Below are 24462 nucleotides of genomic sequence, written 5' to 3'. Positions count from 1 at the left end.
GCGGAATCGCCAAAAACTCGCCCGTTTAAAGCGCGCTCGGCATGACAGCCGACCGAAAGCTTATCGCGCTTCGATCTGCTCAGGTTTGAGGGTGGCGAGCCGTGACCCGGCAAACGGATCGTTGCGCCAGTCGACCGTATTGTGACTGGTCGACTCGGGCTCTCTGGATTCTTTTGCCGCCTTGACCGCGAAGTGCTCGAGGGATTGTCCGGCGCTGGTCGCCTGAACGACCCATTGCGGCGCGGGACCATGACCGTCCCAACTGTTACCGCTCGCATCCCGGTATTTCACTGAGCGAAGCCGCCGCTCGTCTTCGGCGATCGAGGCGGCAATGGCCTCGACCGTAATGCCGAATTCGGCCATTCTGCGTTGCAACCAGGCCACGATACTGTCCCGCTTTCTTTCATCCATCCTGTTTTTCTCTCCGCTTGGCACTCAGTTACGGAGTAGGCTGGTGCAAGTGATATGCCGCCACGATAGCACACGTCGGCCGCAAGTTCCTCGACCCGGCGATCAAGTTGTCGGCGGGTGTTCGAGCGCCGCGCGCCGCTGCTCGGCTTGTTGCTCCGCCTGTTTCTTCGCGAGATGATGCCCGACCACGCAACCGCCCACGGCTCCAATCACGGCGTGATGTCCCGCATAGTGTCCGGCGACTCCGCCGACCACGGCGCCTTTCAGGCAGCCGGCGGCATTGGCGCTGCTCATGGTTGTCAGTCCGAGCGCGGAAGCCAAAGCGATCAAAATAATTCGGTTATTCAATTTCATGAGGTGTCTTATGGAAAATCAATGAGTCCGATAGCGAGTATTCATGGCGATGCCATGAGCGTTCGTGCTAATTCAGCACGCGTCGAAGTGTAGATTGCGCGTTGGCGTCGAGGTGCAACGGGTGTGCGAGATTCGTAACGGCGCGTTAGCCGGTTCTGATCGGCGTGCGATCGAACGAGCGGCAAAAGACGAGCAATATACCTCTTCAACTGACGCTTTGCACAGGCACGGTTTTCGTCAAAGATTCGAATTGGCTTGCAGGGAATACAAATGGATTTCGCTTTGTCGTGAGAGCCGTCAACGCTTCGAATGCGGCACTTTATTTCGTCGATGTCGATTTAACGAATTCCGCTAGGTCGCGATTGAAACGACCGGGTTGCTCGATAAACGCGGCGTGACCGGCGCCAGCGTACACCTTGCGCTCGATGTGCGCATTCAACTCGGCGGCGCGGGCCAGCGTCCTGGCCGTGTCGACCAGCGCGTCATGGTCGCCGTAGATAAAAAGCAGCGGCACGCGCGCCTTGCCGACTCCCTCTGCGGCGAATACCGTCATCGTCGGAATGGCTTTCTGCATGTCCCACGACGCCATCGCGGCGTTGGCAAGCAACCGGCTGAACGTATCGGTATCCGGGCGATGGTTGAAACACAGCCCGACGAAAGTGCGCTCGCCGTCGAGATGCGTTTTCAGATCGGACGAATTCATGTTGCGATAAACGTCCGGATGATCGACGATCTGGCCCGGCGCGAGTTCGACCACGCCATCGACATAGACGCCGCCCGCAATCTCCTGATCGCCGTAGGCCGCGAGATAGTTGGAGATCACCACCCCGCCAAGCGACCAGCCGACCACCACGGGCTTTCTCGCGTGCGAGCCTTTGATGACCGCATCGAGATCGTCCGCCCAGCGGCGTCCATCGTGATACGGCGCCGCGCCGGCGGGTTTGTCCGAAAGTCCGTGACCGCGCAGATCGTAGGTAATCAGCCGGTATTGGCGCAATTCCGCGCTTTGCACCTGGGCTTCCCAGTTCAGATGGCTACCCAGCAAACCGTGGATAAAGATGATCGGCTGACCGTTGCGGTTGCCGCTTTCCTGCACCGCAAGCTTCACGCCGTCCTTCGAGGTGACCACGTAGCTTGCGGGGGCGGCGAGGGCGTCGGGCGAAACCGCGGGCAGCGCGCTCAACGCGATCGCGGCACTCAGTACGTAAGCGAACATTCGGGCGATCATGACGGAGTCCTTAACGAGTGAACAATGCGTCGAGCGTCAACCCTCACATTAATGTTAGAGTCAAGCGTTTTATGCTAACGTGCATTCATGAACAAGATGCCCGCTCCCCAAGCCCTGACGATCGGCGAAGTGTCGCAACGCACAGGCGCCAGCGTGCGCTCGATCCGTCATTACGACGAACACGGTTTGCTCGCTTCGGTGCGTGCGAGCAACGGCTATCGCATGTTCCCCGAGAAGGCGATTACGCAGGTCCGGCAGATCCAGCGTATGATCGCGACCGGTTTTACCATCGACGACATTCGCGGCTTTCCCGACTGCATGTTGTTGATCGAAGGCGCTCGTTCCTGCGACCAGATCAACGACGTGCAACGGCGGCGGCTCGACGCCATTGACCGGCAGATCGCGGATCTCGAACGGCGACGCTTGCGGCTCATTCAAACGCTGTCGGAAGGCGCGGTGCCGCCCGTGGATGGATCGCGCTAAATTCGAACAATGCGCGAATCGACTCGCCGGTGAAGTTCCAGCCGGCGGGTTGCGCGCGGCGACGCTTGAGAACAGGACGCGGCATCCCATATAAGCTATTGTGAATCAGCGTATTCGTCCCCCTTTACCGCCTGAGTGGCCTTTTCCGCCGAGTCGCGATATTACCGGTCGCGCTTTCGGCGATCTCGTCGCGCTTCAGTATCGCGGTGCGGGCGTATGGCTTTGGCGGTGCCGATGCGGTGCTTACGTGACCGCCGCGCTGCACGAGGTGGAAGAGGGCCGCAAGCGCGATTGCGGCTGCCGCGAGCAGCGCCGCGTATGGCGTTCGCGCCCCGGTTCGCCGGCGTTGCGCGGCGGCGAAGTGTTTGGTCAACTGACGACCGACCGTTACGCGGGCGACGGCATGTGGGTTTGCCGCTGCGAATGCGGCACCGAAGTCACGGTGAGCGCCGGACGTCTGCGCTTGGGGCAAGCGCGTTCGTGTGGCCGGTGTTTGAATCATTCCGGCGCGTAAGTCGCTTTTTGCATCACCCGATTTGGAGCGCGATTTTGGCGTGCGCTCCCATCCAGGCAGAGCACGACAAGAGAAGCCGGGGCGTTGCGAAGCGGACGTCGAGCGCGTGGCGTTGCGATCCTCGTCCAGTCATCGAATCGTTCGCAGTACAGCCCGTTGCGAACCGACATCGGGAAACGATGCGTATATCCGCGCGGCAAGCGGTAAATCGCCTTGCCGCCATCGACACAGACCGGTCGCGATGAGCATTTGGGATTCCTTATGAAAATGGAGGCTCTCAATGCCAAAGACAATACCTTCGAAAAAAAACTGACCGAGCGCTTCGGGTTCCGCGCGCACTTCCGTCGATAGCGGCACCGGGGAATGCAGCCACAAAGAATCCTCAAATCGCACGGCGTTCATTCGCGACGATACGCGCGAGCCACTGGTTTTGACCGGCTAACGCAAGCCGCACCGACCCAAATGGTCATCTCCACATCGGCGGCGCATTCAAAGCGCAGTGACAATGTCCGCACGAATCGTCGAGCGCGGTGCGGCACGGGCCGCTCGCTTTACCACCGCCATAGCCAACCGTTTTGTAAGGGTGCGGCTATTTGACTTGGTTTTACGGAGCGAATATTGCGGCGCGGCATGCTTCGAGGCAAAGGCGCGCGTTTTGCTCTATCGTTTTCCTGTCGATCGCCGATCCGCCGCTGTCACGCGTGCGGCGCATCGACCCCGCAGTCGCGTCCATCCACGCGTGATGCACCCGACGCGCGCCCAGCACCCGCATTGCTCACGCACCGCCCACGAGGAGCCCCGCATGGCTGAGGTCCCGAATCAGACGCCGCTGTCCGACGACATGCTGCGCGACATGAACCGCTACTGGTACGCCGCGAATTACCTGGCGGCCGGCATGATTTACCTGCGCGACAACCCACTGTTGCGCGAACCGCTCAAGCCCGAGCACATCAAGAACCGTCTGCTCGGCCACTGGGGTTCGTCGGCGGGGCAGAGCTTCGTGCTCACGCATTTGAACCGCGTAATCAAGGCACGCGACCTGAACATGATCTACATCTCCGGTCCGGGTCATGGTGCGCCCGCGTCGCTCGCGCATGCATATCTCGACGGCCATTACAGCGAGATCTATCCCGACTGCGCGGAAAACGAAGCCGGCATGCGCCGCTTCTTCGGGCGCTTCTCGTTTCCGGGCGGCGTGGGTTCGCATTGCACGCCGGAAACACCGGGCTCGATTCATGAAGGCGGCGAACTCGGCTACAGCTTGTCGCACGCGTTCGGCGCGGCGTTCGACAATCCCGATCTGGTGGTTGCGCTCACGATCGGCGATGGCGAAGCGGAAACCGGCCCGCTCGCCACGTCGTGGCATTCGAACAAGTTTCTTAATCCGATTCGCGACGGCGCCGTGCTGCCGGTGCTGCATCTCAACGGCTACAAGATCGCGAATCCGACCGTGCTCGCGCGCATTCCCGAAGAAGAACTGGAGATGCTGCTGAAGGGCTATGGCTGGAAGCCTTATTTCGTTTCGGGACACGAGCCGGAGCCGATGCATCAGAAGATGGCCCTCGCGCTCGACCAGTGTCTCGACGAAATCGCCGCGATCCAGAAACATGCGCGCGACAACGATGACCCGACGCGCCCGCGCTGGCCGATGATCGTGCTGCGCTCGCCCAAAGGCTGGACCGGCCCCAAGGAAGTGCATGGCCACAAGGTCGAAGGCACGTGGCGCGCGCATCAGGTGCCGGTGCCTGATGCCGCGACCGATCGCAAGAGCCTGCATATCGTCGAAGAATGGATGCGCAGCTACGCGCCGCACACGCTGTTCGACGAAACGGGCAAGCTGGTGGAGTCGCTGCGCGCGCTCGCGCCGGAAGGTGCGCGCCGCATCAGCGCGAATCCGCATGCGAACGGCGGCACGCTGTGCAAAGCGCTCGACATGCCCGACTTCCGCCAATTCGCCGTGGAAGTGAAGGCGCCGGCCGCGAGCTATACGTCGCCGACCGAAGTGCTCGGCCGCCACCTGTGCGATGTCATGCGCCGGAACATGACCAACTTCCGCGTGTTCGGTCCCGACGAAACCGCGAGCAACAAACTCACCGCGATCTACGAAGCTTCGGCTAAAACGTGGCTCGCCGAATCGGAGCCGGACGACGCCGACGGCGGCGAACTCGCACCCGACGGCCGCGTGATGGAGATGCTCAGCGAGCACACGCTCGAAGGCTGGCTCGAAGGCTATTTGCTGACCGGGCGGCACGGCTTTTTCGCGAGCTACGAAGCGTTCGTTCACGTGATCGACTCGATGTTCAACCAGCACGCGAAGTGGCTCGAGAAGTCGAAAAAAGAACTGGGCTGGCGCTTGCCGGTGCCTTCGCTGAACCTGCTCATTACGTCGCTCGTCTGGCGCCAGGATCACAACGGCTTCACGCACCAGGACCCCGGTTTTCTCGACGTCGTGACCAACAAGAGCCCGGACGTGGTGCGCATCTACATGCCGCCCGACGCCAACTGTCTGCTCTCGGTGGCCGATCATTGCCTGCGTTCGCGCGACTACGTGAACGTGATCGTCGCGGACAAGCAGCCGCATCTGCAATACCTCGACATGGACCAGGCAATCGTGCATTGCACGAAGGGCATCGGCATCTGGGATTGGGCTTCCACCGACCAGGGCTGCGAGCCCGACGTGGTGATCGCCTGCGCCGGCGACATCGCGACGATGGAAGCGCTCGCCGCGACGCAGCTTTTGCGGCAGCATTTTCCCGAGCTGAAGGTGCGCTTCGTCAACGTGGTCGATCTGTACCGGTTGATGCCGAACGACGATCACCCGCATGGCCTCTCCGATCGTGACTTCGATTCGCTGTTCACGACCGACAAGCCGGTGATTTTCAATTTCCACTCGTACGCGACGCTCGTCCACAAGCTCACGTATCGCCGCAGGAATCACGCGAATTTTCACGTCCACGGTTATCGCGAGCGCGGCAACATCAACACGCCGCTCGAACTCGCGATCATCAACGGCGTGGACCGCTTCACGCTGGCGATCGACGCGATCGACCGCGTGCCCAAGCTGCGCGGCGTGGGCGATCACGCGAAGGAATGGCTGCGCGGCGAGATCATCGCGCATCAGGACCATGCGTATCGCGAGGGCATCGACTCGGAGGCGATCCGTAACTGGACGTGGTCGGCATGAGCGCGCGCGATACGGTGTTGGCGCTCAACAGCGGGTCGTCGTCGCTGAAATTTGCGCTGTTTGCGCGCGATGCGAGCGACGGCGAGGACGCATCGAAACCGATCGTGGAAGGCAGCGCGAGCAGCATCGGTCACGACGACGGCCGCTTCGTCATGCGTGCGGCGGACGGCTCGATCCACGTGGATACGGCGCGCGGCTTCAAGACGCAAACCGACGTGCTTGCGCAGATTGCCGCGGCGTTCGACGAGCACACGCTTGCGCAGCCGTTGGCAGTCGGGCATCGCGTGGTGCATGGCGGCCCGCATCTGCGCGAGCATTGCGTGCTGACGGCGCGCGTGCGGGAAACGCTGGAAGCCTCCGTCCATTTCGCGCCGCTGCATATTCCGCCCGCGCTGGAATTGATCGACGAAGCCACGAAGATTTTTGGCGACGCGCGGCAGATCGTTTGTTTCGATACGGCGTTTCATCGCACCTTGCCCGATCGCGCCTCGCATTTCGCGCTGCCGCGCCGCTACGCGCAGCAGGGCGTGATTCGCTACGGCTTTCACGGGCTGTCGTATGAGTCGCTGGTGCGGCGGCTGGGCGCGTCGTTGCCGGCGCGCGCCGTGTTCGCGCATCTGGGCAACGGCTCAAGCCTGTGCGCCGTTCGCGACGGCATCTCCATCGACACGACCATGGGCATGACACCCACCGGCGGCGTGCCGATGGGCACGCGCACGGGGGACCTCGATCCGGGCGTGCTGCTGCATTTGATGCGCACCGAGCGGCTGGATGCGGACGCGCTCGAAACGCTCGTCAATCACGAGAGCGGGCTTGCGGGACTGTCCGGCGGCGAGAGTCAGATGCAGAATCTCGCCGCCCGCGCGCAACGTGGCGACGCGGACGCGGCGCTTGCCGTGGAGGCGTTCACGAGCGCCGTGCGCAAGACCGTGGGCGCATACGCCGCGTTGATGGGCGGCGTGGATCTGCTGGTATTTACCGGCGGCATTGGCGAGCACAGTGCGCAAGTGCGCGACGCCGTGTGCGATGGGCTCGAATTTCTCGGGCTGCGTGCGAGCGAAGCGAATGGGTCGCGGGCGAATGTGATTACGCTCCACGCTGAAGAAGAAGCGCAGATAGCGATGCATTGCCGCGCTTTGCTATGAGGCGAGCCGGGCGCGGACGTCATGCGTGACCGGCGGCATGGCATCGCGCGGCGATTGCATCAATCGAACATGGGGAGACGCATGATGGAAAAGCCCTTGAGAAGTTGCTCAGCGCTTGTCGCGCTGGCGCTGCTGTCGACGGGATGCGTGGTCGGCGGCGTGCAGCAACAGAGCGGGCCGCACTTGAGCCCGACGGAATGTCGCGATCTTGCAGCGCTCAAAAGCAACGCACCGCCAACGATGGCGGAACATCAAAGCGAGCTTGCGGCGCTGCGGAAAGCGGGCTACAACCCGTCGCCGTGGTACGACGATCCCTACTATCCCGACGATTTGCAGGCGGCGCAGCGTGTGGTCGATTATTGGTTTAATACGGAGTGCCAGGCGGGGCAGTCGGGGCAGTCGGATTGACGGGTACGATGCCGGCGTGCCGCTTCGCCACCGCGCAATCAGGCCGTGAAGCCGCCGTTCACGTCGATGACGGACCCGGTGATGAATGCGGCATCGGGTCCGGCAAGAAAGACGATCGCGGCTGCCACCTCGCTGAGCGCGGCTACTCGTGGGATTGCGTGCGCCTGCTCGAATGCCGGCGGCAACTGCTCGACCGAACCGAGCACGCCCGCCGCCATATCGGTGTCCATGACGCCGGCCTGAACGACGTTGACCGTGATGTTGCGCCGGCCGAGATCGCGGGCCGCGCCACGCGTATAGCCGACGATCGCGGCCTTGCTCGCGGCGTAATCGGTGAGGCCCGGAAAGGCGATGCGCGTTCCGACGCCCGAGCCCACCGAGATGATCCGGCCGCCCTCGGGCAGGACCTTCACCGCCGCTCGGATCGTGGCGATCACGCCCATGGTGTTGATCGCCCATTGCCGGTCCATCGCATCGTTGTCGATCTGCGGATCGTCGATGGTCTTGCCCTGCAACGCAATGGCGGCATTATTGACGAGAATGTCGAGCTTGCCGAGCTGCCCGACCACATTGGCAATTAGCGGCTCGGCGCAGGCACGGTTGCCCTGATCGGCCTGAATTGCGACGGCGCGAACGCCTTTCGCCTTCAGGCTTTCGACGACGGCGGCCGCCTTTTCTGCCGAAGCAACATAGCTGATCGCGACATCGGCACCCTGATCCGCGAGGGCAAGCGCCGTCGCGGCACCGAGGCCGCGCGATCCGCCCGTGACGAGAGCAACCTTGCCCGCGAGTGATTGGCTCATCGGATTGTCCTTTTCAGTGAGGTGGGAAGCGAGAGGGAACCGGACGTTCAAGCGACCGCCGGCAGGCCCAGTCGCGCGCGCATCCAGCCGGCCATCTCGACGATGCTGGCGTCGATCTCCGGTACCCGGCCGGCGCCCAGAATGAAATTGTGTTGACCGCCGGCGAGAGCGCGTAGCGTCACGTCGACGCCTGCCTTCTGCGCGCGTTCGGCAAAATCGATCGCATCGCCCGCGAGTATTTCCTGATCGCCGTAATAGATCATCGTCGGCGGCAACCCGGCGGGATCGGCATGTGCCAGATTGATCCGCGGATCGGATCGGGAAACGCCGGTGCCATCAAGCATCAGATCGCTAAAGCCGAGAAGCATCTCGCGGGTGAGCTGCTTGTCGAGATGCGCGTGCGTCTGCACCGTTTTGTGCTTCACTTCCATGTCGAACCAAGGCGACATCGACAGCACGGCGCCGGGCGTGGCCATCCCTTTGCGGGCGAGGGTGAGCGCGAGGTTGACCGCATAATTCCCGCCGATCGAATGGCCGATGCTGACGATCCGCGACGCGTCGAAGCCTTGTGACAGCAGCCAGTTGAACGCTGCCTCCACGTCGTCGAGCTGCGCGGGGAACTTGTTCTCGGGCGCAAGGCGAAAATTGATGATCAGCGCGCGCATGCCGGCCGCCTTGGCCAGGTGGGCGACTGCCTTGCGGTCCATGTACATCGAACTGACGACCGAGCCGCCCGAATGACTGTGCAGCAGCACATGATCGGGCGAACTGTCGACCGGAATGGCCCATATCGCCGGAACACCACCGGCATCTACTTCGGCGTAGGTCACGCCTTCGGGCTCGGTGGCAAGCATGTGCAGCCGTTCGGCCACATCCCGCTGCATTCTTATGTCGCCGGCAGGCCACCGATCGGCAAGGTCGGCGTAGAAGTCCGCCATTTGAAGAAGCTCGGCACCAGGCATGTCGTTCCTCGCGTCAGGTTAATTGCGAACTCAGAAATTGAAGGGAAAATATATTACCAATCGTTATAGTAACGAACGGTACGTTATTTGCCGGGCAGCGTCAAGCGTTCTATAATGATCGTTCTTGAATATCGGCTGGACGTGACAGGCGGCGTATGGGACGACACAGGGAATTCGATGAGAACAAGGCACTCGAAGCGGCACTGTCGGTGTTTTGGGAGAAGGGCTATGAGGGGGCTTCGTTTGACGATTTAAGCAAGGCCACCGGTGTTGCGCGCCCTGGGCTCTACGCGGCATTTGGCAACAAGGAAGCGCTGTTCCTCAAGGCTGTCGACCTGTACGAAAGCCGCTATCTTGGGTTCATGTCGGATGCGCTTGCCGAGCCCACGTCGCGCAAGGTGGTGGAACGCATCCTGCAAGGCTCCGCCGCATTGCATACGCGAGATTCAAGGCATCCTGGCTGCCTTGGCCTTAACGGTGCGCTTGCGTGTTCGGAAGATGCGGAGTCTATCCGCGTGGAACTTGTCCGACGCCGCGCGGCATCGCAACTTGCACTGCGTCGCCGGCTGGAACTTGCCCAACGCGAGGGCGATTTGCCGCAATCGGCGAAGTGTGCGGTGCTTGCCGCTTTCGTGATGGCCGTTTCACAAGGAATGGCGGTACAGGCGAAAGCAGGAGCATCCAGACGAGCGCTGGAGGCGCTGGCAAGCCACGCTCTGAGCACGTGGCCTTCGCAATCCGACTAATCCTGGCTGGATTCCCTTAAACAGGGCTTCGGACGATCAGCGGGATCGCGCATGGCACGAAGCCGCGGTGAATCGAAGGTGTCCGGCACGTGCGAGAGGCAGCAGACCTAATCGTTCCTTTGAACCCACGAATGCATCGAGCGATATGTGAAACGCCGGCACGCTGGAGCTATCTTGCAGAGCTTTCGCCAAGCTGCTCTTTCCCGCACTGGTCGGTCCGTGCAATACGATCGCGATGAGTGTCATATCTCTCGCCGGCAACGGTAGGTCGATCCGTGCCAATGATTGCACGACCTGCCGGATGTCATCGGTAACCGGCGCTCAGACGCCACTTGCTTGCGCGAGTGCCGCAATAAGATCGCCGAATCGTTCTCCCTGCACGACGATATGGCCGCGCAACGAGGCGGCGGCGGCTTCGCCATCGCCGCGAGCCAGTGCTTCCACGACAGCCTGGTGTTCTTCAAACGATTCGTTCATTCGCCCTTTCACGCGCAACTGCAAGCGGCGATAAGGTCTCAGGAGTTTATGCAATGCCTTTGCCTGATCGTGCAGGAAGCTGTTGTGACTGCCGGCGTAGATAAGGCAATGAAAACACTCGTTCAGGTGATAGTAGCCGTCGGTGTCGCCGGTATCGTGCGCCTCCTGGCAGGCGAGATGCGCGCGACGCAACGCCTCTATCTGCCCGGCCGTCATACGTCTGGCGGCTAGCCGGCCGCACATCGCTTCGAGTTCGGCCATCACTTCGAACATTTCCACCAGCCTGTCGAGGCTGATCCGCGCGACTACGGCGCCGTGCCGGGGCCGCATTTCCACCATCCCCGCGGAAGCGAGTTGCAGGAGGGCTTCGCGCACGGGCGTTCGTGAAACCTGGAAACGCGCAATCAGTTCCGCCTCGTCCAGCGGCGCGCCGGGCAGGAGAGCGCCCGTTGCGATGTCTTCTTCGATTGCCTCCCTTAGCTGATCCGCGCGTGTGAGCTTATTCGGCATAGATGGTCTCTCGTTTCGTCAAGTGAAGCATGGCTTACCGTACGCGTAAACGATAGTTGGAAATGCGTTACTGCAAATTATAAATACGTAAAGGCATTCTACGTATATTTAAGCATTCTAACTGCTTACAGCGGATTTTCATTTCCATCACGCAATCGTCGGCATTCCAGCCGACTTAAAGCATTGCCCGTTCTGCACGCCATATCGATCGCGGGTCGCGAGCGAGCGGCGAAGCTCGCACACTGCCCGCGAGAATAATTCTTGACGTCGCACCCTGCAATGTTGGGAGACACACCGATGAAATCACGTTATTTAGGAATCCTGTTGTTGTCGGGCGCGAGCACAGCTTTCCTGTCCAGTTGCGGTCACAGCGACAACAACAATCCGCCAGCCAGCGCGAAGGGCGCGGGCTTCATCAAAAGCTTCCAGGTCATTTCGAGCGCCCCGGCATTTGGCGGTGCGACACCCGCCGGCGCGGCTGGCCCGTATCAGGTGATTACGGCGGTCGTGCATGGCGAACTCGATCCGAACGATCCGCTCAACGCGAACATCGTCAACATCAAGAATGCGCCCGTCGGGTCGGACGGATACGTTGCCTATTCGACGGACGTCGTGATCCTGCGTCCGCAAAATGCATCGGCGGCCAAACGCGTGCTGTTCTACGACGTGGTCAATCGCGGCAGCAAGATCGGCGATGCATCGTTTATCGGCGGAGGCGCGCTCGATACCGGGGCGCCGCCGCCTTCGAGCTTTCCGTCGCTCCTGCGCGACGGCTACACGATTCTATGGAGCGGCTGGCAAGGCGATGTGCCGCTGAACGGCACGAGCGCGCTCGCCGGTGCCGGGTTGCTCGGAACGGCGTTTCCCGTGGCCGTCAACAAGGACGGTTCACCCATCACAGCGCTCTCCCGCGAGGAATTCATTCCCGACTATGCGGGCGGCAACCCCACGACGATTCCCCTCACCTACGCGCCCGCCGATCTCAACGACAAGACGTCCGTCACCTTCACCGCCCGTCAATCGTGGCTGAACGCGTACGGCAGCATTCCCGGCGGCGTCGAGACCTACGATGCCCCGTCGGTACCCGTCACGTCGTGGAGCTACACGAGTACGCCGAACAACGTGTACGAAGGCAACTATTCCGTGACCTTCACGCCGCCCGCCAGCGTGCCGGGACCGAACGGCCAGAGCGTGCCGCCGGATGCCGGCACGATTTACAGTTTCGTCTACAAGGCAGCCGCGCCGACCGTCGACGGCATCGGCTTCGCGGCGCTGCGCGATCTCGTTTCGTTCCTGCGCTACGAGAACACCGACGCGCAAGGCGTTCCCAATCCGCTCAACGACCTGAAAGGCGCGGGCTGTGTATCGTCCAGTTGCTCGACCAGCACCAACTTCGACATTGCCGTGGGCGAGGGCATCTCGCAGTCCGGCCGTTTCATGAAGGATTTCCTGTACCAGGGATTCAACGTCGACAAGAACGGCAAGATCGTATTCGACGGCATGTTCCCGATCATTTCGGCGGCACGGCGCACGTGGACCAACGCGGCGTTTGCACAGCCCGGCCGCTGGTCGAAGCAGCATGAAGACCACTTCATGCCGGGTTTCCAGTTTCCGTTCACGTATGCGGTGACGACCGATCCCGTGACCGGCGCGTCCGACGGCTTGTTGAAGCGGTGCTCGGCCACCGGCACGTGCCCGAAGATCATGCAGCTCGACGGCGCATTCGAATGGTGGGGCGGCGCCGCGTCGCTGGTCGTCACGGACGGCCGCGGCAACGATATTCCGTTGCCGTCCAACGTGCGCTACTACCTCGTGCCCGGCACGCAGCACGGCGGCGGCAATGGCGTCACCACGGGCAACCTCACGCTCCCGGTCACGGGCAGCCAATGCCAGTTGCCCGGATCGCCGGTCGAGGAAACGCCTGTCGAACGTGCGTTGATTCCGGCACTGGTCGCGTGGGTGGGGCAAGGCACCGCCCCGCCGCCTTCCCAATATCCGACTGTTGCCTCGGGCACGCTCGTGCAGCCGACGCAAACGGCAACCGGGTTCCCCGATCTGAGCAACGTCATGATTCCGAGCGGACCCGCCGCAACGCCCACGTCGCTGAGACTGACGTTCAATGGTGAGTACAACCAACTGTTCGTGACGGATTACAGCAGTGCGGTGCCGGTCGTCAACACGGCGCAGCAGTACACGATCCTCGTGCCGAAGGTCGATGCCAACGGCAACGAGACAACGGGTGTGCTGGTGCCCGACGTGAGCGTGCCTCTTGCGACTTACACGGGGTGGAATTACCGGGGTGCCGGTCACGCAATCGGCGACGGATGCATCTCGAACGGCGCGGCCATTCCTTTTGCCGTCAGCACGGCGGCGCAGGCGGGCGGAGTCGACACGCGGACAACCCTGAACGCGCTTTATGGCGGCAGCAGATCGAAATACCAGACGGCCGTGGCGACAGCCGCGAACGCGCTCGTCAAGCAGGGCTACCTGCTCCAGGACGATGCCAACAACCTGTTCATCTCCAACGCAGCACAGGTTTCGTCGACCCTGCTGCCGCAGCCCTGACGTTTCGGATCGAGGCCATGGTTCGATTCTGGAGTGAATGTCACACGATGCGCACCATCGCGCCGCGACAGATCGTGACGGTGTGCATCGCGGCGGCGCTCGCCGGCTGCGGAGGCGGCGGCGATGGCGGCAACACCGCCGGGCCGCCGCCTTCGCCTCCTCCCGTATCGCCGGCGGTCGCGTATGCGAACAGCGTCTTGCTCGGCAGCACGCCGGCCGTGGCGCTCTCCGTAGTCCCCGCCACCACGACGACCTCGCCGGTGCTTGTCAGCCCCGTCGCGGCGCCGCTCGTCATGGCGGGCAACAATGCGCTCGTCTCGCTCTATCAGCCGGCGGCCTTCGCGGGCGCGGGCATCGCGTGTGTCTCGGCGGCGGCTGGCAGTATCGGCACCGTGACAGGCGTCAACGCCGGGGTGAACGTGAAAAGCGTGGCGGCGTTGCTGAACAACACCTGGACGCCCGTGACGGAGCCCATGGGCGCCTGGGCCAAGCTCGCTGCGAGCGCCGCTGTTTTCGACGGATGGGAAAACTGCGGCGCGAAAGCGGAAGGCGGCCCGTCGCCGGCGTCCACGCTGACGGTGAACGCGGACGACAGCTTCACGGACAACGTGTTCGACGGCAATCCCTCCACGACGGTACGCATCGTCGATCAGAGCTTCAGCGCGACGCAGGCCATGCAGATGCTTTCCGGCGCGGGCTTGACCGACACGAGCAACGCGCAAAATCCGCAGGTCATACGACTCACGATCTACGCAAATGCCGCATCGCAGACGTTACTGGTCGAGCAGGCCATTCCGGCGAGCGGCGCGACGAACGGGAACCCCGGCTACGTTGCGATCTATTTTTCGCGTCAATGAAGATGCCGATCGCGCTCGCCGCACAATCCGCGTGACCGGATGAAGTCGTAGCGGCCGCCTTCTTTGAAGTCCTTAAGGATAGGCTGATTCGATGCCAGGCACCTTGCTCGCGCTTGGCTGACGCCGCCACTTGGGAGCGGCTTCCCACGGCGAGTTCGTATTCCGCACTGGTCGCGCAAACCACGAACGGCGCGCTCGCGGATATCGAATTCGCGAGTTGGCGAGTTGGCGGCGCGCCAACGCACCCAAGAACCGACTCAACGCCCAACCCCAACCCCAACTCCAACCAATCCCAGAACCGGTCTCACAAGTCCTTCGAGCAATTCGCGTTCAGGGCGCGAGCGTGCGAGCACGCGTAGCCCGAGCAGCGTACCGAGCAGCGTGCGCGCGAGATCGTCGGCGGATTGCGCGCGCGGTATCTCGCCGCTTTGCTGGCCTGCCGCAACACAACGCCGGAAGAAGGCCTCCACGCGCACCAGCACGGCGGCGATCGCTTGCTGAAATTCGGGATCGTGCGGCGCGACTTCGAGCGCGGAATTCACGAGCAGGCAGCCTTTGCGTTCGTCGTCGTGGACCGAGCGCTCGATGATCTCGCGAAAGAACGCGCGTATCGCTTCGCGCGGCGACAGCGCGGTTTCGAAGCGCGCCTCGCGCGCGCCAAAACTGTGCTCGACATAATGCGCGAGCGCGCGGCCAAACAGCGAGCGCTTGTCGCCGAACGCGTTGTAGAGGCTCGCGCCCGTGATGCCCATGCTTTCGGCCAGATCGCGCACCGAGGTCGCTTCGTAGCCGCGCAGCCAGAAGCAATGCACCGCCGCGTCCAGTGCGGCGGCTTCGTCGAATTCTCTCGGTCGCGCCATGGCGCTGGGGTCTCCGTCCGCATGAGTGCCGGCGGCGCCATTGCGCGCCCCGGTCCGTTCCGATATTCTAAAGCAGTTGTTCTAAAACTGGCCGCCGCGCGAATTGAGCGCCGCCGCCGCGACGTGACACCACTCAAGACATATCGTGCAGACAGCGGAAGACCGCCTCAAGGCGCTGTTCGTGAAAGGGCTCGCGGGCGACGCGCCCGCGTACCGCGCCTTTCTCGAACAACTCACGCGCCATTTGCGCGGCTATTTGCGCCGGCGGATTCCCACCTTGCGCGACGACGTCGAGGACCTCGTCCAGGAGATCCTTCTCGCGGTGCATAATGCACGCCATACGTATCGCGAAGGCGAGCCGCTGACTGCCTGGGTTCACGCGATCGCCCGCTACAAGCTCACCGACTTCTTTCGCGGGCGCGCGCGCCGCGAGGCGCTGCACGATCCGCTCGACGATCACGACGACCTCTTCGCTGCGTCCGACGACGAACCGGCCGCGGCGCGCCGCGACATCGGCAAGCTGCTCGAACATCTGCCCGACAAGCAGCGTTTGCCGATTCAGCATGTCAAGCTCGAAGGATTGTCGGTGGCGGAAACGGCGCAGTTGACCGGGCTTTCCGAGTCGGCGGTCAAGGTTGGCGTGCATCGCGGGCTCAAGGCGCTCGCGCTCAGAATCAAGGGACTGGCATGAATACCGACGATCTCATCGACATGCTCGCGACCGGCGCCGCGCCCGTCGGCCGGCATGCCGGTGCGCGCCGGTTCGGCGTCGCGCTGCCGCTTGCCGCGCTCGGCTCGTTGTTGCTGATGGCCGTGGTGTTCGGCGTGCGCCCCGATCTGGCGAGCGTCGCGCACACGGCGCCGTTCTGGGAAAAGCTCGCGTTCGCCTCGGTCGTCATGCTGGGCGCGCTGGTTGCCGTGAGCCGGCTCGCGCGTCCGGGCGCGCGCGTCGGGGCGGCGGGCGGCTGGTTGCTCGCGTTGCCGGTGGCGTTCGTGTGGATTGGCGGCGCGGCGCTCGTCGCGCTGGCCGCGCCCGAGGATCGCGTTACGCTGCTGCTGGGCCATACCTGGCGCACCTGTCCGTTCAATATCCTGCTGTTGTCGGTGCCGGGTTTCGTCGCGGTATTTCGCGCGGTGCGCGGGCTGGCGCCTACGCGTCTGCGTGCGGCGGGCGCGGCTTCGGGGCTGCTCGCGGGCGCGATTGCGACCTTCGCATACAGCTTTCATTGCCCGGAGATGAGCCCCGCGTTCTGGGGCATCTGGTATGTGCTCGGTATGCTGCTCGCGAGCGCGTTCGGCGCGGTGATCGGGCCGCGGCTGCTGCGCTGGTAGCGGGCGTTCGTCGCGGCGGCGTTTCTAGAGCGGCACGAATCGGCACGAATCGGCACTAATCGGCGCAAATCGGCACGATCGGCGCAAACTGGCGCAAACCGTCGACGAATATTTTCGCACTGACACAGCGACCCACATCACGCACGATGTGCCGAGCGCAGCCGCGCGCTTTCGCACCCGGCTCGAAGATCGGATTCCGCAGACGGATGCCGATGAATAAATCGTTAGGTATCCGATGCTTTAGGGCGCGATCTACCAGCGCAGCAGTTTCGGCGCGAGCGCAGCGCCCAGCGCAGCCGTAATCGCCATCGCGAGCATGTGCCAGACTGCCCAGAACGGAATCGACATTTCGGGCGTATAGAGCGAGTAGACCAGTGTGCCCTGCGCGCCTGCCAGCAAGCCCACGCCCGCGCCGGTCAAACGCAGGCGCGTGGGCGCGAGGCGGCGCATCGCATGCATGATCGCGACGAGCGGCGGCAGCGAAAGCACGACGATATTGCTCGTGGTCACGTGCCACGTCGTGCCGAGCATCAATTGCAGGCGGTAGCCGGGCGGCGCCGCGAGCAGCACGCCCGCCGCCGCGCACAGCATCGCCGCCGCCGGCAGCGCTACCGCGAGCCACGCATGGCCCACGCGCGCGCCGGGGCGGCCGAGCCGCGCGGCCAGACTCATCGCCGCAACGACGATCGCGAGCGGAAACGCGAGGCGAATCCAGAACATCGTCGTGAGGATCAGCCAGGGCATGTCGCTGCGCACGCCATAAAGCAATACCAGCAGGATCGAGCTGCCCACGAGGCCCAGCGTCAGCGCGCGGCTCAAGTGGCGCGTGACGGCGTTGCGTTCGGCACGCAGCGGCGCGCCGGCGAGCCGGGCGACGAGATCGTCGGTGTCCATGGCGGGCGTCGCCGGGTCGAGAGGCGCAGCGAAGCTTCTACGATCGCGCGCGGCGGTCGCCGAGCAGATAGTCGATCGAGATGCGCCCCGGTCCCCACGCGGCAATCGCGAGCGCCATCGCGGCCCACGTGATGTGAACGGGCCAGCCCTCGGGCACCGTGAGTTCGATGATGCCGGTCATCAGCAGCAAGCCGAGCGCCGCGAAGCGCGTGCCGAGGCCGAGCACGAGCAGCACGGGAAAGCCCACTTCGCCGCAGGCGGAGAGAAATGCGAACACGGCGGGCGCCGGAAACGGATACGGGCCGCCCGGCAAGTGCAGCATGAATTCGTCGGTGAACAGCGTGATTGCCGTATCGCTCAATTGCAAAAAGCCGTGCCACTTGAGGATGCCCGAACGCCAGAACGGCACGGCCAGCGCCACGCGCACGACGAGTTGCACGAGCCAAGGTTGCGCGATCCATTCGACCGCGCGGCGCGCCTTGCCGATGGCGCTGGCGAGCGGGTTGGCGGCGGCCGCGGGCCGGGCGGGTTGGTCGGTCGTCATCGTCAGGCTCCGGTGCGGATTGCGGTGAACGCGCCGGCGGCGATCATGCCGGCGAGGTTGGCGGAAAGGTCGAACGAAGGCTCGGCGCCGATGGCGGCGGCCACGGCCGCGCCGAACGGTTCGCCGTCGAATAGCGCGCCCAGCAAGGCCGCGCCGCCCGCCGGCAGGCGCGAGACCGTCACGTCGTCGCCGATGCGCGTGACGAGCGCGTCCTCGGCTTCGTTCGAGGCGAGCGGCGCGGGCGTGCTGTCGTCGCGGCGATGCGTCGCGAAGATCGACACGGCGGCAAAGCGCGAGCGCACGATGCGCGCCGACGGATGCACGGCGAAGCGCAAGGTCGGCAGCGCCGCGGGCTCGATGGACGCGAGCGCTGCGGCGGCTAGCGGCGCCTGGTCGCCGGCGTGATAGGCGTCGAGCCACGCGCGCTCGATGCGCGCGACATCGGCGAGCCACGGCAACTCGCGCGCGTATTCGTATGCTTCGATGAACGCGGGGAAATCGCGGCCGTATTCGAACAGCAGCGGCGAAACCGGCGGCGTCGCACGCACATGAAAGCGCGCCATCGCGCGGAAGAATTCGACGCCGGTGATGCGCTGCACGGCCGGATACACGGCGGCGAGCGCGTCGATCAAACTGACCGTCACGTTGTTGCGATACACGTTGTAGCGCTTGACGACGCCGTTGCCGCCTGGCGCGGTCACGTCGCGGGGCGCGGGCATCGCGGGGTCGAGCAGGCCGCGGGCGAACGCGGTGAGGTCAGGCTGCATCGCGCGCGCTCCCGCAGGTATCGACGACGCGTTGCGCGCGCCGCGCTTCGGCGTGCAGCACGGGCCACGTGGGCAACTGGCTGTCCCATTCGATCAGCGTGGGCACGGGGCCGAGACGCGCGATCGTGTCCGCATACAGGCGCCAAACAGGATCGGCGACCGCGCGGTCGTGACTGTCGATCAGGAGCGGCGCGTCGTCGTCGTCGCGCTGTTCGCTGTGACCCGCCAGATGAATTTCGCCCACGTATTCGAGGGGAAAGTCGGCAAGCCAGCGCTCGGCCGACTCGCCCCGATTCGTTGCGGAGACGAACACGTTGTTGAGATCGAGCAGCAGGCCGCAGCCCGTGCGTTGCGCGACCGCGCGCAGGAAGGCCGTTTCGCTCAGCGTCGACGCGGCAAACGCGACATAGGTCGAGGGGTTTTCGAGCAGGATGCGTCGTTGCAGCGTGTCCTGAACCTGATCGACGTGCGCGCAAACCGTCGCGAGCGTATCGTGCGTATACGGCAGCGGCAGCAGGTCGTTGAAGAACGTGCCCGCATGCGAGGACCACGCGAGATGTTCAGAAACGAGCGCCGGCTCGTAACGCGAGACCACGTCGCGCAACCGTGCGAGATGATGCGGATCGAGCGGCTCGCGGCCGCCGATCGACATGCATACGCCGTGTACCGACAGCGGATGGTCGCGCCGGATCGCAGCAAGCGCGCGATGCGCGGGACCGCCCGCGCCCATGTAGTTTTCGGCGTGGACTTCGAAGAACATCTCGCGCGGCCGATGCGCCTGGATCGCGGCGAGATGATCGTGCTTGAAACTGGCGCCGACGGTGAGGGATGAATTCGTCATCGCTGAGATGGGACGACGCGCGCGGCGCCGTCCCGTTCCTCCGAAAGAGCGTTGCGGATCAGGACTTGATCGGCATGAGCGAGCCGTGGCCGCCGCCCGGCACCTGGATGCTGGTGCAGGTGCCGCCTTGAACGAACTTCCACGAGTTGCCCTGGAAGTCCATCGCCGACGTGCCCTGGCAGGTGGTGCCGGGGCCGGCGGCGCAATCGTTCTGGCCTTTGAGCGCGACGCCGTAGCACTTTTCCTTGTGCGCGGCGATGGCGGCGCTGGCTTCGGCCTTCGTGAGCGGCGCGGCATGCGCGACCGAGGCGAGCAGGCTGGCAACGGCGCCGGCGAGGAGGGCGGACGTGACGGTGGTTTTCGACGACATGGCAATTCTCCGGTGGTTGAGTAGTGGGTACCCGCAGCAGGTACACCCTCTAGTTCGCCGGGTTGCGCGCGCCGGTTACAGCGGTTTGGAAATTTTTCCGTGACGGGTTTCGAGCGTGCGATGCCGCAAACGTAATCGACCCTGCCAACGCGCAAATGGGCTTACGATGCGAGAGGCTTCGACCGCAGAGCGAGGAGAAGGAATTGCCGAAACGCGTGGAGGATCGATTCAAGTCACCTGCGGCGCACGCATCATGAACTGGCCGCTTCGCTTGCGCATTGTCTTGCAACGCTTCTGGCAACCCACGTGCGCGTGCATGACCTGCATGCTCGGAAGCTGGGCCAACGTGATGAGCGCGGCGCACTGGATCATCGCCATTCGTACCGGCTTTCTCACGAGCGCGCTGGCGCTGGTCCTCACGTTCACGCCCGCCGCGCGCTTGTTTCGCGAGCGCACGGGCAATGCGCTGATGGTCGGCTTGCTGGCGTGTATCGGCGATGTCGTGTCGCATCGCAGCGGGTATGCGCATCCCGTGCTGGAGCACGTGGCGACGGGCGTGACGTCGGGCGTGCTGGCGTGGATTGCGTGGTATCTGCTGGAAGCGCGTGCGCGGCGGTTGCGGGCGCTGTGGGCGTGGATTGCGAGGCGATGAAAGGCCGCCGGGCTGGAAGGCGAAAGCGCAACGGCCGTTCGCGCAGGACCGTAAGGCAAACGGCGGCGCGAGGCCGTTCCGAAAAACGATCGCCGGAAAAGGGCTAGCGAAGCATGCCTACTGCGCGACCGTGCCCAGATAATGCTGGGCCGCACGCATGACGTGGCGCTCCGCAAGCAGCGCGGCGAGCGCCGCGTCGCCCGACTGAACCGCGCGCAGGATGGCCGCGTGTTCTTCCCAGGTGAGCCGGATTTCTTCTTCCGTTGCGTTCATGAAAAGCCGGCGCGAGCGGTCGCGCAGCGTGCGCATCAAGTCGGCGAGCATGGTGTTCGCGCCCGCCGCGTAGAGCAGATCGTGGAACCGCGCGTTGAGGTCGAGCAGTTTTGCCGTGTCGCCGGAAGCGAGCTTGGCGTTGCCTTCGGCAAGCACTTCGGCCACCTTGGCGGCGAGTTCCGGCGTGCAATGTTCGGCGGCGAGGCGCGCATTGAGACCTTCGAGCGTGGCGCGAATCTGCACCATTTCGCGCGCGGAAGCCGGGTCGAGCGAGGCAACCACGGCGCCGTGCCGCGGCCGCACTTCCACGAGGCCCTCGGCCGCGAGCGCGCGCAACGCCTCGCGAACCGGCACGCGCGAGACGTTGAATTCCTCGGCGATGCGGCCTTCGATCAGACGCGCGCCCGGCGCGTACACGCCCGAGGTGATCGACTCCCGGATGCGCGCGGTGACCAGTTCGGAAAGCTGGCGGTGAAGAATGGGATTGGAGTTGGACGGCTCGCGATCCGTCGCCGCTGCTGGGAGATCCGACTGTGTGCTCATTGGGGTTCCATGCGCGTCCATGCAGGCCGGCCGGCCGTGCAAGCTAGATGTCGAATTTTAGCGCATTCGCGGTTTTTTGTAGACGATACACCTTGCGCCCTTGATCTCGCGCCGGTGCGGCGCGCGGACAACCAGGCGCGGACGACATCGAAAGACGCCCGGCCGGCGCGTGCCGGCCGGGTGGCGACGGTCCGCCGGCAGCGTCAGGCCGCGCGGGTTCGGCGCGCCGCCACGCGCCCGAGCAGCGGCACGAGCGCGGCGGCGGCCACGCAAACCAGCGTGCTCGCGGCCGCCGCGCTCACGCCCGGAATCTGCGCCAGCAGCGTTTGCAAGGCGGCGTTCGCGGCGGGGTCGGCGAGCAGCAATTCTCCGGCGATCCAGCCGAGCAGCGCCGCGCCAATGTATACAAGCGAGGGCAGACGATCGAGCAAAGCGATGATCAACCGGCTGCCGAACGCGATCACGGGCGCGCCCATCGCGAGACCGACGAACACCACCGCGAGCCGCGACGCTTCGGGCAGCGCCTGCGCCACGGCCGCCGTCGCCAGCGCGTTGTCGAGGCTCATCGCGAGGTCGGCCCAGACGATGGCCATCACCGCGCGCCACAACGCCGACGCCTGGCTCACCGAGGGATCGTCGCCGCCGGGGCGCACGAGTTGCGTGCCGATCCAGATCAGCAGCGCCGCGGCGGCCACGTGCATGAACGGAATCGCCAGCAGCTTGCCGATGACGCCGATCAGCACGATGCGCAAGACGATGCCGAGCGCGGTGCCGAGCAGGATGCCCGCGCGTTGTTGTTGGGGCGGCAGCGAGCGGCAGGCCATCGCGATGGCGATGGCGTTGTCGCCGCCCAGCAGAACGTTGACGAACACGATCTGCAAGGCGGCCCAGCCTTCCTGCGCAAGTGCCGCAGGAATCAGCGTAGAAGTCATGAGCGATCGACCGTCTAGCTGATCGCGACCGCGACGAGCGTGGCCGCCACGAGCCCGCAGACCACGGGCACGAACAGCGCGCGAACGGCGTCCAGCACCGGCACGCGCGCGAAGCCCGTGACCGCGATCAGCGACGACCACGCGACCAGCGTGCCGCCGCCCGTCCAGACCGCGCCCATCTGGCCGATTGCGGCGAGCGTGGAAGCGGGCATGTGAACCATCGGGGCGAGCGCGCCGGAGAGCGAGCCCGTCAGCGGCAGGCCGGCGAAACCCGAGCCGTCGATGCCGGTGATCATGCCCGTCAACAGCACGCCGAGCGAGACGAGCACCGGGCTGTGCGGAATGAACTGGCTGCACGACTGCACGAGTTCGAACAACAGCGAAGGAACGTGCGCGCCGGATTCGATGCCGAGAATCGGGCCCGCGGTGCTGCTGTCGCCGACGAAGAAGAAGCCTGCGATCGGCAGCACCGCGCCCATCGCCTTGAACGCGAACACGAAGCCGTCGATGATGTGGCCGGCCGTGCGGTCGAGAAAGCCTTTGCGGCCGTACGAGAGCGTCGTGAGCATCATCAGCACGGCCGCCATGCCGCCGATCAGCGAAGCCGCGTCGCCGCCGCGAATGACCGAGGCGCCGACCAGCCCCGGCCGCGTCATGATGACCACGACCGCGAGGAACGTGAGCGGCGTGACGACCGAGAACACGCGCGACCACATCTCGCGCCGCTGCATCGGGTTCGCGCCGCCCATCGGCAAGGTGAGCGTCGCGGCGCCGCCGGCGGACAGCGCGGGCACGCCGTCTTCGGCGTCGTCGTGCATGCCGCTCGTGCTGCGCGCGAGTTCGGCCTTCGCGAAACTGCCTTGATGCGCTCCCGGCTGGTTGACCGGATCGATCTCGCCCGACGATTCCCATTCGACCAGATTGCTCGCGCCGGGCTTTCTCACGTTCCTGCGCACCGTGAAGTACCAGCAGAGCCCGAGCGCGACCACGCCCGCGATCACGGACAGGAGCAGCGCGGTATTGGCGACGGATTGCATGTCGGTGCCGGCGGCCTTGGCGCTGATGCCGGGCGCGACCTTGATCACGTAGTCGGACGAAAGCGCCATGCCCTGGCCGGCCACGGCGATCGCCACGGCCGCGCCCAGCGGCGAAAGCCCCGCGTAGATGGCGGCCGGAATGAGGATCGCGCCCACCAGCGGCACGGCCGGCGTCGGCCAGAAGAACAGCGAGATCAGATACGTGATCAGCGCGAGGATCAGAAAGGCGACGTGACCGTTGATCATGATCTTCCTGAACGGCCGCACCATGCGCACGTCGGCGCCGATCTCGCGCAGCCCGTTGAGGAGCGCCGTCATCAGCGCGATGACGAGAAAGATGTTGAACAGCTCGTGCGCGGCGGTCAGGCTGCCCATGAAGATGGCTTGCAGACCGGTGAGCACTTTGCCCGAAAAGGCGAACGCGACGGCGAAGGTCGCGAGGATGGCCGGCACGACGACGTTCGCGCGCCAGATCATCGTGACGACGATAGCCACTACCCCGACCAGATAACAAAAGTGGGCCGGCGTGAGGGCGGTTAGCGGATGCATGGGGAACCTCGGCTCAAATAATAAAAGGTGCGGTGAACACGATTTCCTCGGGCGGCCGGTTGTTTCGCAGCGCATTCGAACGGGGATTGCGGGGCAAGGACGTCGATTCGACCCCGAAGGTCGATGCAAGCCCGCAGCGCCGGTCGAAGGAGTTATACCAGGCCATAAATGGTTCAGGAATCCGGGTTCCGCGGTTTCGCGGCATCACGCGGCGATGCCGG

General features: G+C 64.4%; 28 protein-coding genes. 11 read left to right on the top strand and 17 right to left on the bottom strand.

Annotated features, from left to right (window positions below):
• Positions 1-60: 60 nt before the first annotated feature.
• From U5805_RS03880 to U5805_RS03870, 3 genes are all read right to left on the bottom strand, one after another.
• Positions 61-411, bottom strand: a complete 351-nt coding sequence (locus U5805_RS03880) for an H-NS family nucleoid-associated regulatory protein (RefSeq protein ID WP_322102122.1) — start codon at positions 409-411, stop codon at positions 61-63.
• 102 nt (positions 412-513) lie between these two features.
• Complete coding sequence (locus U5805_RS03875; RefSeq protein WP_322102121.1) at positions 514-765, bottom strand: hypothetical protein; 252 nt, start codon at positions 763-765, stop codon at positions 514-516.
• A gap of 319 nt (positions 766-1084) precedes the next feature.
• Positions 1085-1993, bottom strand: a complete 909-nt coding sequence (locus U5805_RS03870; RefSeq protein WP_322102120.1) for an alpha/beta hydrolase — start codon at positions 1991-1993, stop codon at positions 1085-1087.
• Positions 1994-2080: 87 nt separating this feature from the next.
• Here U5805_RS03870 and U5805_RS03865 point away from each other — a divergent pair, with 87 nt between their 5' ends.
• The 5 genes from U5805_RS03865 (at position 2081) to U5805_RS03845 (ending at position 7727) form a co-directional block, all read left to right on the top strand.
• A complete protein-coding gene (locus U5805_RS03865) occupies positions 2081-2476 on the top strand; it encodes a MerR family transcriptional regulator (RefSeq protein WP_322102119.1) in 396 nt (131 codons plus the stop codon).
• Between the two features lie 247 nt (positions 2477-2723).
• Complete coding sequence (locus U5805_RS03860; RefSeq protein ID WP_322102118.1) at positions 2724-2990, top strand: hypothetical protein; 267 nt, start codon at positions 2724-2726, stop codon at positions 2988-2990.
• 802 nt (positions 2991-3792) lie between these two features.
• On the top strand, positions 3793-6174 hold the full coding sequence (locus tag U5805_RS03855) for a phosphoketolase family protein (protein WP_322102117.1): 2382 nt from the start codon (positions 3793-3795) through the stop codon (positions 6172-6174).
• Positions 6171-7319 carry an acetate/propionate family kinase gene (locus U5805_RS03850; RefSeq protein ID WP_322102116.1) on the top strand — a complete coding sequence of 383 codons (1149 nt, stop codon included), beginning with the start codon at positions 6171-6173 and terminating at the stop codon, positions 7317-7319. Before U5805_RS03855 ends, U5805_RS03850 begins: the two co-directional genes overlap by 4 nt.
• An 84-nt stretch (positions 7320-7403) precedes the next feature.
• Positions 7404-7727: a DUF4148 domain-containing protein gene (locus U5805_RS03845; protein WP_322102349.1), complete on the top strand. Its 324-nt coding sequence runs from the start codon at positions 7404-7406 to the stop codon at positions 7725-7727.
• A gap of 38 nt (positions 7728-7765) precedes the next feature.
• Here U5805_RS03845 and U5805_RS03840 read toward each other — a convergent pair whose 3' ends face one another.
• Positions 7766-8581 (bottom strand): SDR family NAD(P)-dependent oxidoreductase, encoded by an 816-nt coding sequence (locus tag U5805_RS03840; protein WP_322102115.1) that lies wholly within the window; start codon positions 8579-8581, stop codon positions 7766-7768.
• A complete protein-coding gene (locus U5805_RS03835; RefSeq protein ID WP_322102114.1) occupies positions 8578-9492 on the bottom strand; it encodes an alpha/beta hydrolase fold domain-containing protein in 915 nt (304 codons plus the stop codon). The genes U5805_RS03840 and U5805_RS03835 overlap by 4 nt, the downstream gene beginning before the upstream one ends.
• Before the next feature lie 155 nt (positions 9493-9647).
• Here U5805_RS03835 and U5805_RS03830 point away from each other — a divergent pair, with 155 nt between their 5' ends.
• Positions 9648-10238, top strand: coding sequence for a TetR/AcrR family transcriptional regulator (locus U5805_RS03830; RefSeq protein WP_322102113.1), 591 nt, complete (start codon positions 9648-9650; stop codon positions 10236-10238).
• 36 nt (positions 10239-10274) lie between these two features.
• Here the strand turns inward: U5805_RS03830 and U5805_RS31750 are convergent, their stop codons facing one another.
• The gene (locus tag U5805_RS31750; RefSeq protein ID WP_415914531.1) at positions 10275-10484 is read right to left on the bottom strand and encodes a phosphotransferase-like protein; all 210 of its coding nucleotides are present in this window, start codon (positions 10482-10484) and stop codon (positions 10275-10277) included.
• A 75-nt stretch (positions 10485-10559) separates the two neighbouring features.
• Entirely contained in the window at positions 10560-11225 is a 666-nt protein-coding gene (locus U5805_RS03825; RefSeq protein WP_322102112.1) for a GntR family transcriptional regulator, read from the bottom strand.
• Between the two features lie 297 nt (positions 11226-11522).
• On the opposite strand from U5805_RS03825, the gene U5805_RS03820 reads away from it, so the two are divergent.
• The gene (locus U5805_RS03820; protein ID WP_322102111.1) at positions 11523-13790 is read left to right on the top strand and encodes an alpha/beta hydrolase domain-containing protein; all 2268 of its coding nucleotides are present in this window, start codon (positions 11523-11525) and stop codon (positions 13788-13790) included.
• Positions 13791-13837: 47 nt separating this feature from the next.
• Positions 13838-14647 (top strand): hypothetical protein, encoded by an 810-nt coding sequence (locus tag U5805_RS03815; RefSeq protein ID WP_322102110.1) that lies wholly within the window; start codon positions 13838-13840, stop codon positions 14645-14647.
• Positions 14648-14904: 257 nt separating this feature from the next.
• Here the strand turns inward: U5805_RS03815 and U5805_RS03810 are convergent, their stop codons facing one another.
• Positions 14905-15507, bottom strand: coding sequence for a TetR/AcrR family transcriptional regulator (locus U5805_RS03810; protein ID WP_322102109.1), 603 nt, complete (start codon positions 15505-15507; stop codon positions 14905-14907).
• 145 nt (positions 15508-15652) lie between these two features.
• On the opposite strand from U5805_RS03810, the gene U5805_RS03805 reads away from it, so the two are divergent.
• Together U5805_RS03805 and U5805_RS03800 are read left to right on the top strand one after the other, a co-directional pair.
• Positions 15653-16198, top strand: coding sequence for a sigma-70 family RNA polymerase sigma factor (locus tag U5805_RS03805; protein WP_322102108.1), 546 nt, complete (start codon positions 15653-15655; stop codon positions 16196-16198).
• Positions 16195-16839: a DUF1109 domain-containing protein gene (locus U5805_RS03800; protein WP_322102107.1), complete on the top strand. Its 645-nt coding sequence runs from the start codon at positions 16195-16197 to the stop codon at positions 16837-16839. Before U5805_RS03805 ends, U5805_RS03800 begins: the two co-directional genes overlap by 4 nt.
• 252 nt (positions 16840-17091) lie before the next feature.
• Here the strand turns inward: U5805_RS03800 and U5805_RS03795 are convergent, their stop codons facing one another.
• From U5805_RS03795 to U5805_RS03775, 5 genes are read right to left on the bottom strand one after another with little or no spacing between them, the layout of a single operon-like run.
• Complete coding sequence (locus tag U5805_RS03795; protein ID WP_322102106.1) at positions 17092-17733, bottom strand: DUF1109 domain-containing protein; 642 nt, start codon at positions 17731-17733, stop codon at positions 17092-17094.
• Positions 17734-17770: 37 nt separating this feature from the next.
• Positions 17771-18277: a DoxX family protein gene (locus U5805_RS03790; RefSeq protein WP_322102105.1), complete on the bottom strand. Its 507-nt coding sequence runs from the start codon at positions 18275-18277 to the stop codon at positions 17771-17773.
• A gap of 2 nt (positions 18278-18279) precedes the next feature.
• Positions 18280-19044 (bottom strand): DNA-binding domain-containing protein, encoded by a 765-nt coding sequence (locus U5805_RS03785; protein WP_322102104.1) that lies wholly within the window; start codon positions 19042-19044, stop codon positions 18280-18282.
• A complete protein-coding gene (locus U5805_RS03780; RefSeq protein ID WP_322102103.1) occupies positions 19034-19885 on the bottom strand; it encodes a DUF692 domain-containing protein in 852 nt (283 codons plus the stop codon). Before U5805_RS03780 ends, U5805_RS03785 begins: the two co-directional genes overlap by 11 nt.
• 58 nt (positions 19886-19943) lie before the next feature.
• Complete coding sequence (locus U5805_RS03775; RefSeq protein WP_322102102.1) at positions 19944-20255, bottom strand: DUF2282 domain-containing protein; 312 nt, start codon at positions 20253-20255, stop codon at positions 19944-19946.
• Between the two features lie 253 nt (positions 20256-20508).
• Between U5805_RS03775 and U5805_RS03770 the strand changes: the two genes are divergently transcribed.
• A complete protein-coding gene (locus U5805_RS03770) occupies positions 20509-20907 on the top strand; it encodes a hypothetical protein (protein WP_322102101.1) in 399 nt (132 codons plus the stop codon).
• Positions 20908-21024: 117 nt separating this feature from the next.
• Here U5805_RS03770 and U5805_RS03765 read toward each other — a convergent pair whose 3' ends face one another.
• From U5805_RS03765 to U5805_RS03750, 4 genes are all read right to left on the bottom strand, one after another.
• On the bottom strand, positions 21025-21723 hold the full coding sequence (locus U5805_RS03765; protein ID WP_322102100.1) for a GntR family transcriptional regulator: 699 nt from the start codon (positions 21721-21723) through the stop codon (positions 21025-21027).
• Between the two features lie 203 nt (positions 21724-21926).
• Positions 21927-22655, bottom strand: a complete 729-nt coding sequence (locus U5805_RS03760; protein ID WP_322102099.1) for a YjbE family putative metal transport protein — start codon at positions 22653-22655, stop codon at positions 21927-21929.
• A 14-nt stretch (positions 22656-22669) separates the two neighbouring features.
• Positions 22670-24241: a hypothetical protein gene (locus U5805_RS03755; RefSeq protein ID WP_322102098.1), complete on the bottom strand. Its 1572-nt coding sequence runs from the start codon at positions 24239-24241 to the stop codon at positions 22670-22672.
• 13 nt (positions 24242-24254) lie between these two features.
• Positions 24255-24462 (bottom strand): hypothetical protein (locus U5805_RS03750; RefSeq protein ID WP_322102097.1); only part of this gene is annotated, 208 nt, incomplete at its 5' end.

Origin of the sequence: Paraburkholderia sp. J41, from assembly GCF_905220235.1 — a bacterium.
In the GTDB taxonomy this organism is placed as follows: domain Bacteria; phylum Pseudomonadota; class Gammaproteobacteria; order Burkholderiales; family Burkholderiaceae; genus Paraburkholderia.
The sequence above is the reverse complement of the archived record's forward strand: the minus strand, read 5'-3'. Positions and strand labels throughout refer to the sequence as shown.